Source organism: Acinetobacter sp. 25-47-122, from assembly GCF_056779695.1.
On the sequence record NZ_JBWYIJ010000020.1, the window covers coordinates 1 to 11641 of the forward strand.

General features: G+C 36.8%; 9 protein-coding genes. 5 read left to right on the top strand and 4 right to left on the bottom strand.

Annotated features, from left to right (window positions below; genetic code table 11):
• Window positions 1-94: 94 nt before the first annotated feature.
• A complete protein-coding gene (locus AC1M9P_RS14440; RefSeq protein WP_180028109.1) occupies window positions 95-682 on the top strand; it encodes a 1-acyl-sn-glycerol-3-phosphate acyltransferase in 588 nt (195 codons plus the stop codon).
• 31 nt (window positions 683-713) lie between these two features.
• Here the strand turns inward: AC1M9P_RS14440 and AC1M9P_RS14445 are convergent, their stop codons facing one another.
• The 4 genes from AC1M9P_RS14445 to trpS all read right to left on the bottom strand — a co-directional run bounded on the left by AC1M9P_RS14445 (window position 714) and on the right by trpS (window position 5388).
• Window positions 714-1451 carry a sulfite exporter TauE/SafE family protein gene (locus tag AC1M9P_RS14445; protein ID WP_481588071.1) on the bottom strand — a complete coding sequence of 246 codons (738 nt, stop codon included), beginning with the start codon at window positions 1449-1451 and terminating at the stop codon, window positions 714-716.
• Window positions 1452-1620: 169 nt separating this feature from the next.
• Window positions 1621-3330, bottom strand: a complete 1710-nt coding sequence (locus AC1M9P_RS14450; RefSeq protein ID WP_481588072.1) for a flotillin family protein — start codon at window positions 3328-3330, stop codon at window positions 1621-1623.
• 18 nt (window positions 3331-3348) lie between these two features.
• Complete coding sequence (locus tag AC1M9P_RS14455) at window positions 3349-3987, bottom strand: YqiJ family protein (RefSeq protein WP_481588073.1); 639 nt, start codon at window positions 3985-3987, stop codon at window positions 3349-3351.
• Between the two features lie 387 nt (window positions 3988-4374).
• Entirely contained in the window at window positions 4375-5388 is a 1014-nt protein-coding gene (trpS, locus tag AC1M9P_RS14460; protein ID WP_481588074.1) for a tryptophan--tRNA ligase, read from the bottom strand.
• Window positions 5389-5590: 202 nt separating this feature from the next.
• On the opposite strand from trpS, the gene AC1M9P_RS14465 reads away from it, so the two are divergent.
• The 4 genes from AC1M9P_RS14465 to AC1M9P_RS14480 all read left to right on the top strand — a co-directional run.
• The gene (locus tag AC1M9P_RS14465; RefSeq protein ID WP_035270406.1) at window positions 5591-6514 is read left to right on the top strand and encodes a DUF808 domain-containing protein; all 924 of its coding nucleotides are present in this window, start codon (window positions 5591-5593) and stop codon (window positions 6512-6514) included.
• Between the two features lie 56 nt (window positions 6515-6570).
• On the top strand, window positions 6571-7470 hold the full coding sequence (ypfJ, locus tag AC1M9P_RS14470) for a KPN_02809 family neutral zinc metallopeptidase (protein ID WP_035270407.1): 900 nt from the start codon (window positions 6571-6573) through the stop codon (window positions 7468-7470).
• 205 nt (window positions 7471-7675) lie between these two features.
• Entirely contained in the window at window positions 7676-9175 is a 1500-nt protein-coding gene (locus AC1M9P_RS14475) for a cation:proton antiporter (protein ID WP_481588075.1), read from the top strand.
• A 575-nt stretch (window positions 9176-9750) separates the two neighbouring features.
• Window positions 9751-11641: Ig-like domain-containing protein (locus AC1M9P_RS14480; protein WP_481588076.1), on the top strand; the 1891-nt coding region annotated here is incomplete at its 3' end.

Here is an 11641-nt window from a genome sequence, read left to right on the forward strand (position 1 = left end):
ATCCGCAGATTATGCATGAATATTTAAAATTCTTCGGTACAAATAATCAGCAAGAAATAGATCGTTTTTTGATTTATGAAAGAGATCTACTTATATGTTTGAAAAATTTGCTGAACAGAGTTTAAATGCATTAGGTTGGGAAATTGATAACCATTGGCCCTTAGATTTAGACCAATGTGTCATGATTGCTGCACCACACACCAGTAACTGGGATGCTTTATACGCGCGATTAGCGCTCAAAGCTTTAGGTGTAAATGTCAGAATTACAATTAAAGACAGCTATATGAAGTTTCCATTTGGTCCTTTTGTCCGGGCTATGGGAGGGATCGGAATTAATCGCCGACCGAAGAAAGAGGGAGAGGAAAGACCAAGCATGGTGCAATTAATGGCAGATCTTTTTAAAGATCATCCAAAATTGGTCATGTTGGTGACGCCAGAGGGAACAAGGTCAAAACAAGAAAAATGGAAAACGGGTTTTTACCATGTAGCAATTACAGCGAATGTCCCAATCGCTTTAGCATATATGGATTACAGTCAAAAAAAATGCGGTGTAGGTAAAATTATTTATCCTACTGGAGATATAGAAGTGGATATGGCAGAAATTATGGAATTTTATTCAAAGATTTCAGCTAAATTCCCCGAAAAATTTAGTGTTGACCAACGATATTCACACAACAGTTAATATATGGAGAAGGCAGAACAATCTGCCTTTTTTAATACAAGAAAATTGCGTTTAGGGTTAAAATAAAGCCTGAAAAAAACAATAAAGTTAAGACAATCGATTTAAATTTTTGCTCAGATATTTGATAAAAAATTTTTGCACCAATGATCGTAGGTAGGCTAACTGCAAAGATCAAAATCCACAAATAAGACAAGTGATTCACGTTAATGGTCTGGTTAAATAAATAGATGATCAAAGTAAACAGTTGGATGGCAAAATTAAAATGTCGAAGAATGTTGCGTTGCTCATGTTTAGGAAGTTGTTTAAGCATCACCCAAGCCGAGGGAATTGCACCACAGAATCCACCGAGCCCACCTAAAATTCCACCCAAAAAACCAATCAAGCCGTCCATCCTGAGTCTGGTATCTTTTAAACAATGTAGTTGCGGATTAAAGAACATGAGTGGGCACCAAATTAATAAAAATATCCCAAGTAGTAATTTGAACGTGTCTGCATTGATATAATGAAGCAAAAAAGTACCCAAAGGTACTCCAATTAAGCCAGCGATAATATAGACCCAAACGATAGAAGGCTTTATAAAGGTTCTTGGTTCTTTATACATTGAAATGATATGACACCATAGTGATGCACAAACGACCAAGGGGGCGGTGATCTGAGGCGGTAGAATCCATACCCAAAAAGACATCGCAATAAGAGCGAAGGCAAAACCTGTGAGTCCTTGAATAAATCCAGCAAAAATTGCGCCTAGAATAAAGATACATAATGTCATAAGGTGACTGCATCAATTGCTAAAGCAGGAGTAAAAGAAAAATGCATGAGATCGTCGGATAAGGAAAACTGATCAATCCTAAAATAATATTTGTTATCTTAAAAATAATAAGAACAGCAATAGCTAGCAGTAAAGCGAATAAAAGCCCTGAAAATCAGGGCTTTTATTATTAATTGGAGTTAGGTTTTAGGTTTTGTGTTAGACCGTTGATGTCCCCACCCTGAATACCAAGTTCACTCATTAAGCTGTCAATAAGAGGTGCTTGCGAACGATATCTAAGTGCGCTATTCACCACTTGATCTGAAAGTGCAACGGATTGTGATTGATCTGCTTGATCAGCTGAAGTTGTGGCGCCAGTAATGCCACCAAGACCATTCACTTGTAATATCTTGATATCATCAATATTTTCCATTGGTTTAACACTTTCACGGATGATTTCAGGCAAATACTTCAAAAGTGCCAAACGAATTTGCATCTCAACTTGTTCACTTGACAAAATATTATTTGCTTCATTGACTGCGCGTGTCCCTTCAGCATCGACTTGGTATTGTTTTTCTAAAGCTTGAGCCAAAAGAATTTTAGCATCAGCTTCACCTTTAGCTTTCAAGCGGACTTTTTCAGCTTCTGCTTCAGCCGCAGTACGAACAGCTTCAGCCTCATCTACAGCAGCTTGTTTTGATGCCTCGGCAGCCACAGTAATTGAAATAGCATCAGTTTCTGCAGCCTGTTTTGCAGCAACAAGTTCAACCGCTTTAATACGCTCAGCTCGCTGTGTTTCACGAACAGTCACAACTTCTTCCTCAGCTTTCACTGCTTGCGCACGAGCTTGGTCAGCAAGTGCTTTGGCTTCAGATTCAGCACGAGATTTCTCGGCAATCGCGATTGCGCGATCTTGTTCCGCAAGTTCAATGGTTTTCTTTTGTTCTACTTGCGCTTGTTCAATAATTTGTGCTTTTTGAATATTTTGATTTTCGACATCACGTGCAGCTGAAATACGTTTTAATTCAATTTCACGTTCTGCAGCGATTTGGGCTTCTTCTGCCTCACGCTTTTTGGCAGCTTCTTGTGTTGCAATTTCAGCAAGTTGTTCAGCTTTTCGAATCGAAATTTCACGCTCTTGTTGCATCTTTGCGTATTCTTCTTCACGCAGGATTTGAAGGCGTGCTTGTTCAGCCTCTAAATTTTTCGCTTTAATGGCTAAGTCAGCATCTTGTTCAATATCGTTACGTTTTTTTCGACGATCTTCAATAGTTTCTGTTAATTTTGTTAAACCTTCTGCATCAAATGCATTTTGTGGATTAAAAAATTTAAAGCTGGTCTGATCAAGACCTGTTAAAGATACAGTTTCGAGTTCTAAACCATTTTTGAACAGATCTTCTGAAACAACTTGTTGAACTTTCTGAACGAAGTCGACACGTTTTTCATGTAACTCTTCCATAGCCATTTCTGCTGCTACTGCACGCAGGGAATCTACAAATTTACCTTCAACCAAATCTTTTAATTCATTTGGTGACATGGTTTTTTGACCCAAAGTTTGTGCCGCGGTAGCAATCGATTCAGCTGTTGGCTTAACACGAACATAGAACTCAGCCATCACATCTACACGCATTCGATCACGCGTAATCAAGGCTTGATCAGCTGCACGTTTAACTTCTAAGCGAAGGGTATTCATATTGACAGGAATGACTTCATGTAAAACAGGGAGTACAATTGCACCGCCCCCTAATATAACTTTTTCCCCACCAAAACCAGTTCTGACAAATGAAACTTCCTTGCTAGAGCGTTTATATAGTCTTGCAATAATGGTTCCGATTACAACCAGCGCAATGAGAATAAGTCCTGCAATTATAATAATTTGATAAAAATTTGAACTAAACATTTTTTTCTCTAAGTTGATTTATTGTGAAATTGCTTGAAAGCCTTTGAGACTACGTTGTGTAAGTAAGACTTGCTGACCTTGTACGAATATTTCGTCAGCTTCAGGTTCGACTAAAATGTAATGTGTTTGACCAAAGCGATCTTTGAGTTTTGCTTGCGCAGGATAGTGCAGTCGAGCAGTGCCTAAAATGATTTCTGCTCGAAGTCCAATTAGATCGTCGCTATGAATTGCTGTGGTTTCATCTTTAGGGATGATCTGTGCTATCCATCTTGAGAATAGACGTACGAATGGCATACAGACCACAAGAACCAGTGAAGTAATGAGCCAGACTGTTAAAAATGATCCAAATACATGATGGATGATAGATTGGGCTAAGAAGCCAACAATTGAAAAGGTCGTGAGAAAGATGATCAGCCAAATTAATACAGGAATACGTCCAAGATAAAGCCAATCTAAAAATTGAATCCAAATACTAGATTGATGGTCAACGATCATTTCAGGAGAAGAATCTAATGAACTAGGTAGAAATTGCTCTAAAAATCCTTGACTACTGAGACCTGTTATTAATAGAAAGACTTCAAGAATGCCTATAAAAAACATCAAGCAGATACTAATACTGAAGAATAGGTTCGACGGATGTATAAACATGTCCCACATGGGTAGTCTCTTATAGATATTAGAATTTTTATCAAATTTTAATCAAAATAATAAAATAAAGTGACGTAATTATCAATTATATAATATTGATTTCATTTTGAATGGATTCAACATAAAAAAATACGCAGTGATTGGGGTGATCACTGCGCAGAACAACGAATCTGCTTACACAGTTTCGGTTAAGGAGAAATGTTATGAATTTTGGGGGTATTCATAACAGTAATTAAATGATATTCAATTTCATTTAGCAACTCATTGGTAGTCGGGTTAAAACGTGTAAGATTACGTTAATAAGTTTGATTGAAGGTTAATTTTAAATAGGCTAATAAATAGCCATAAAAAAAGCCGCAATGTGATGCGGCTTTAAGTGTGCTTATTTTTTAGGGATTAAAATTTAAAAACACCTAATCCAGCTTTAACTTCATCTAATGTTGCTTGCGTAATATCACGACATTTGTCAGTACCAGTTTTTAAGATATCCATAATATAATCAGGATCCTTAGCAAGCTCCATACGACGTTCACGAATAGGCGTGATCAACTCTTTTAGAACACCTTCAAGGCGTTTTTTGACTGTACCATCACCTAAACCACCACGACGATAGTGATCTTTAAGCTCTGCTACTTCTTCTGGTTTTGGATCGAAAGCATCTAAATAAGTAAATACAACATTACCTTCCACCTGACCTGGATCTTCAATACGAAGATGGTTAGGATCTGTATACATAGCATTTACCGCTTTTTTAATGTCTTTATCAGAAGCATCTAAAACAATTGTATTGCCCAATGATTTAGACATTTTAGCTTTACCATCAAATCCTGGTAATCGACCAACATTCGATAGCAAAGCTTTACATTCAGGCAAAAGCTCTTGCCCAATCTGACGATTTAAACGACGAACAATTTCATTTGTTTGTTCAATCATTGGAATTTGGTCTTCACCTACGGGCACAATCGATGCTTTAAAAGCAGTGATATCAGCTGCTTGAGCAACTGGATAGCATAAGAATCCAGCTGGGATGTCACGCTCGAACCCACGCATTTGTATTTCAGACTTAATCGTAGGATTTCGTTCTAGTCTTGAAACTGTGACAAAGTTTAAATAAAGCATGGTCAGCTCATTCAAAGCTGGCAAGCTTGATTGAACGCAAATTGTTGTTTTTGTCGGGTCGATCCCAACAGCGAGATAGTCAGTTGCAACTTCAATAATATTACGTCTAACTTTTTCGAAGTTATCAGCATTGTCTGTAAAAGCTTGTGCATCAGCCAATAATAGATGTTGGTGATGGGAATCTTGCAAACCTACTCGTGAACGTAAAGAACCGACAAAGTGGCCTAAATGAAGTTGTCCAGTTGGACGGTCACCTGTCAAAATAACAGGGCGATTATCTTGATTACTCATTTTCTATACCAAAGTCATCAACACTAGGGCTGAATTTTTAAAATTTCGCAATATTGTACGGCATTATTTTTTTTTATGTCAGCATAAAGCATCGAAAGAATCGAATTAAAAACGCCTTATTTGAGATAGTATTAATAATGTTGATACAGAATAAATTGAAATAGAAGAATAAAATTCCAAAAAACAAAGAAGGATAACAATAATGGCAAATAGTTTATTGGTGCTATTAGATGATATAGCCACCATTCTTGATGATGTTGCGCTGATGAGTAAAATGGCTGCAAAAAAAACGGCCGGTGTATTGGGTGATGACTTGGCACTCAATGCTCAACAAGTTAGTGGTGTGAAAGCCGACCGTGAATTGCCTGTCGTTTGGTCTGTTGCAAAAGGCTCATTTGTTAATAAATTAATTTTGGTTCCATTAGCATTATTAATTAGTGTGATTGCACCTTGGCTTATAAATCCTTTATTGATGTTAGGTGGATTATTTTTATGTTATGAAGGTGTAGAAAAAGTAATTCACTCATTACACCATAAAAAAGCTAAAACATCTGAACAGGCCGAAAAAGAACTCGAAAACTTAAATGTAGATCTAGCAACTTTTGAGAAAGATAAAATCAAAGGCGCGATACGAACAGACTTTATTTTATCTGCTGAAATTATCGTGATTTCATTGGGTACAGTTGCAGCAGCTACTTTTGGAATAAAGGTTGCAGTCTTGTCAGTCATCGCAATTTTAATGACGATTGGTGTTTATGGTTTAGTTGCTATGATTGTTAAAATTGATGATTTGGGATTTTATCTCGTCAAACAAACGTCTACATTGAAACAAAGAATTGGTCAGGGCTTACTTGCTTTTGCACCTAAACTTATGAAGACACTAACCATTGTCGGAACAATCGCGATGTTCTTGGTCGGTGGTGGTATTATTAATCATACCATCCCATTATTTCATCACTTTACTGAAGATTCAGTCGATTATATTGAACATATTCCAAATGTAGGCAGTATCATCGGTGCTTTAACCCCGACGTTCTTAAACTTTGTCATAGGTTTTATTGCAGGACTTATTGTTTTGGTCGTTGTTTCAGGAATACAAAAACTTTGGAACGCTAGAAAAGTTTAGAGTTTGGTGAAATAACGTATTATAAGAAGTTATATGATTAAAAAAGGGCTGAGATTATGCGTTGGAAAGGCCGGAGAGTAAGTAGTAATTTAGAAGATCGCCGTGGAGGTGGTGGGGCTAAAGCTGGTGGAATTAGTATTCTCGGTTTAGTTGTTGCATTTGTTGCTTGGAAATTTTTTGGGGTTGATCCACAACAAGCCTATCAGGCAACTAAACAAGTGACTTCTAATAATCAGCAACAAGCGATAGGGATTGAAAACCCAACACCCGAGCAACAAGAAACAGCGGCATTTGTTGGTACGGTACTCGCTGATACTGAAGATACATGGACCACCGTTTTTCAAAAACAGGGAATGCAATACCAAGCACCGAAACTTGTGATGTTTAGTGGTGTAGTCAATTCAGGCTGTGGAACAGCTCAGTCAGCGATGGGGCCATTTTATTGTCCTGCAGACCAAAAAATCTATATTGATACTGATTTTTTTAAAGATATGCGTCAGCAAATGGGTATATCGGGTGAAAGAAATCAATCAGAATTATCTACACAAAATGCTGCTGGTGACTTTGCACAAGCTTATGTGATTGCGCATGAAGTCGGACATCATATTCAAAATCTCTTAGGTATTTCAACTCAAGTCCAACAAGCTAGACAACGAGCTACTGAAGCTCAAGGGAACCAATTATCAGTTCGTTTGGAACTGCAAGCTGATTGTCTAGCTGGTGTGTGGGCAAAAGATACACATCAACGAACTCAATTCTTGGAGCAAGGTGATGTTGAAGAGGCAATGGATGCCGCACATAAGATTGGTGATGATTATCTTCAGAAAAAGGCTAGAGGACATGTGGTTCCTGATAGCTTTACCCACGGCACAAGCCAACAAAGAATGTATTGGTTCGATCGTGGCATGAAAACAGGTGATGTGAATCAATGTGATACATTCAATGCCTCAATCTAAATCTACCAAGCAGAATCGATTGATTTTTTTGCAAAGTTAAAACATGTAGCCTGCTAATGGAATAATTTATTAGGAAGGCTACACATCTTTAAAAAAAAAGGGATTGCGAGTAATCATTCTTTATATAAAATAAATAAATGGCTATAGTTTTTTCATTTAAAATTTAAATGATCTCATTTAAATAAAACATATCATAGAGTGCAAAATGGGCAACTTTTTTTTTCTCCAAGTATTTACAGTGGTTTTTGCCCTCTCAATTGCCACCACCATATTCAATAAACGAATTCTAGGTTTTCCCCAAGCGATAGGGGTGCCAATTGTTTCAGCAATTTTTGTCTTTATTCTACAATGGGCCGCCAATTTATTAGGGGATAATCGTTTTATCACCATTAATTTGGCGAATATTGAAGAAGCAGTACGTCATATTGATTTTTATGATTTTCTCGTAAATGGTGTTATTTGCTTCATTCTTACATCGTCGGCATTGAAATTTAAAGTGTCTGATTTAAAAGTATATTGGAAGCCAATTAGTATTCTTGCCACTATTGCTTTGGTTTTGTGTGCAGCATTGTTTGGTGGATTATTATTTGGATTTCAATATTTGATTGGTAACCCTGTACCAATACTCGTACTTTTATTACTCGGTTCTGCTTTAGGTGCTACAGATCCAATCGGAATCAAAGGGGTACTCAGTTCTGTACGTGCACCACATCATCTAATGGTGAAATTGGAGGGTGAATCACTTTTCAATGATGCAATGTGTATTGCTGTATTTATGACGTTGTTGAATGTGCTTGAAGGCGAGCATTTTAGTCTGTTGCTGACACTACAAACACTCCTTTATGAAATTGTGGTAGCTGTAATTATTGGTTTGGTATTTGGTTGGGGGATTTTACGATTGCTTCGCGGGAAGCATGAAATGGAATCATTAATCCTAACGACAGCTTTACTGGCTTGTGGTTCATATTTGGTTGCTTTATTTGCTCATGCATCAGCACCAATCGCATGTGTGATTGGTGGACTTATTGTTGGTAATAAATGGAAAGAAATTTTACAAAATCGTGAAATCCAAGAAGTAAATCACTTTTGGCATACAGTTGAAGGTATCATTAATTCTTTTTTATTTACTTTAATTGGTTTAGAGCTGTTTATTCTTGATCTTAATGCCAGCATGATACTTGGCGGTATTATCGCATTTGTAATTTTACATATTTCACGTTTTGCTGCGAACTTTCTGGCTTTTGCATTCTTCCCATCGTTTCGTAAGAAAAGCTATAACGGTAGCCTAGCAATTTTATCATGGGGGGGGGTAAGAGGAGGGATTTCATTGGCTCTAATTCTTGCGGTTGCTAATGTCCCAGAGTTAAGGCAATACAGTAGTATCTTGATTGGTTATACCTTTATTGTTGTTTTATTATCGGGCGTAGTATGTGGTTTAGGTTTGCCAGCAGTTATGAATGCTTTCTATTACAATCCTAATGAGGAAAAAGAGGGCTTAAAGGGACTATATCAGCGATTATGTAATAAGCTTAATCGTAAAGGATTTAAATATATTGTTGGTGAAGATAGTAAAGGTAATGAGATTATTACGATTTATAATCCTGAAGTGATATTAGATCGGACTTCTGATGATGGTGTGGCAATCGTCCATCATCCAGCTAAAGCTGAAGAGGTGAAAAAATTAGAAAATCCAGAAAATTTCTAAAAAATTATATTTAATTGAAGCAAGCATGATAGTGCTTGCTCTTTTTTTTATGCATTAAGCATGATCAATGCAGAAGATAACAGTGATATTGTTTAAATATTTTATTCAGTTACGCAGAATTTTATCGATGAAATATAAAATTAAAATGTGAAAATTACATCATATTTAAAGCAAAATTTATTTCTTAACTTACTAAAAAGTAAGTATTAATTTTCAATATAAAATGAAAAGTATACTAGTTTACTAACATTAAAATGCTAGGTGGACAAGTTACCGTATGTAGTTAAACTAAATATAGCAGAAATTATGATAAGTAAGCCTTTGAAATTTGGTGACCTGAAATATCCTAAAAGTAAGAAAAATATTAATTCTTTTGTCATAAGTGTTTGTAAATAAAGTATATATTTTGATTGTGGATGAGCGGTTACAAAAAGCTGATAAAAGACGCAAAATCTATTCGCATTAAATCTTAAAAATGTGATATAAATCTCACTTATAGATAATAGTGTCTATCTTTTTTGTATCTTAGATGTAGAAAGATCGATAAAAATAAAATTTATAAGTGAGAATTTACCATGGCTAATATCTCCGTAATATCTAAAGAGAGTCATCAGGTATTAGAGAATGTCAACTCTAGTCAAGTGGGGCTTAACGAAAACTCTGTAGTTGTCGTTCAAGTATCTAAAGATGATGTAGCTTCAATCACTCGTGATAATAATAATGCTCTAATCAATTTGCGTAATGGTGAAGTGATTGTGATTGAAAACTATTTCAATCCTTCATTTGCTGATAACAGCCTCGTATTCCAAGATGAAAGTGGTCAACTTTATTGGGTTAAATTTACCAATGAAGATGGCTCAATTGCAGAAACAATTCTGTATTACCCAATCGAAGAAATCGAACCTCTTCTTTATTCCGATGATTTTATCGGTGGTATTCTCCCTTGGTTAATTGGTGCTGGTGCAGCTGGTGCAATTGCAGCAGTCGCAGATAATGGTTCTGACTCTAATCCTACACCTAACCCTCAGCCAAAGCCAAATGCATTATTAAATGCACCAATCGTCATTGATGATGTGCCAGAGCATATTGGTGAAGTTGCTGATGGTGGTGTAACAAATGATGCTCGTCCAGAAATCAAAGGTTCTGGAGCTCAACCTGGTGCAATCATCAAAATCTATAATGGCGATGAACTAATTGGTGAGACTGTTGCATTGTCTAATGGTGATTGGAGTTTTACACCTGATCAAGATTTAAAAGATGGTATCTATGAGCTTTCTGTCACACAAACTGTAAGTGGTCAAGAAAGTGATAAATCACCAATTAAGACAATCACGCTTGATACTGTCCCACCATCAGACATCACTATTGATGAAATTGGAAATAAGGGTGAAACAAACTCAGAAACACCTAAATTATCAGGTGAAGGTGAGCCAGAATCTAATGTCGAAATAGAAATTAAAGATAAAGATGGGAACGTGGTTGATAAAGATACTGTTCCTGTTGATAAAGATGGTAAATGGGAATATACACCTGAGAAAAACCTGGATGAAGGTAAATACGAAGTTATCGTAACGCCTATTGATAAATCAGGAAATAAAGGTGAAGAAGAAAAACAAGAATTCAATGTTGACTTAACTCCTCCAGACATAGACATCGATCCAATCCCTACTGATCCTGAACCTGAGGGTTGGGATACAGCAACGAATCAATCAACTTTTGCAATTGCTGCAATCGCAAATACTCTTTCGGAATCGGAGAATAATCCAGTGACTACAACTAAAAATCAAACTCCTACATTTACGGGAACCACTAAAGATAGTGAGAGCGTAAAAGTAGTGATTCGCGATAGTTCAGGTAAGATTATCGCAGAAGGTCCTGCTACAGTGACCAACGGTAAATGGCAGTTTAAATCACCTGTAACATTAGCTGAAGGTGACTATAAACTAGAAGCAACAGCATATGACGCGGCTGGTAATAGTAAAGTCGCTACTTCAAGCTTTACTGTGGATATTACTCCACCTAAAGTAACGATTGAAGAGTTACCACTTACGAACATTGATGCGCCTACCTTTAAAGGTAAAACTGAAGATGGTGCAACACAAGTACGTGTTGAAATCAAGGATGCGGCTGGCAAGGTTGTTCAATCTGCAGTTGTGAATGTTGCAGCTGATGGTAGCTGGACATATAAGCCATCTAAAGCGTTACCAGATGGTACATATAGTGTCGAGGCTTCAGCTCGTGATGCGGTAGGAAATGTAAGTCAACCTGCTAAAACTGCGGTTGAAGTTGATACGATCGATCCAGAAATTACAATCGATCCTCTAGAAGATACTAGTGATACAACTCCTGAAATTAATGGTAAGACTGAACCAGGCGCAACAGTAAAAGTTGAAATCTTAGACAAAGATGGCAACCCTGTAGCAACAGGTGATGCGACTGTAGATCCTGAAGGTAACTGGACGTTCA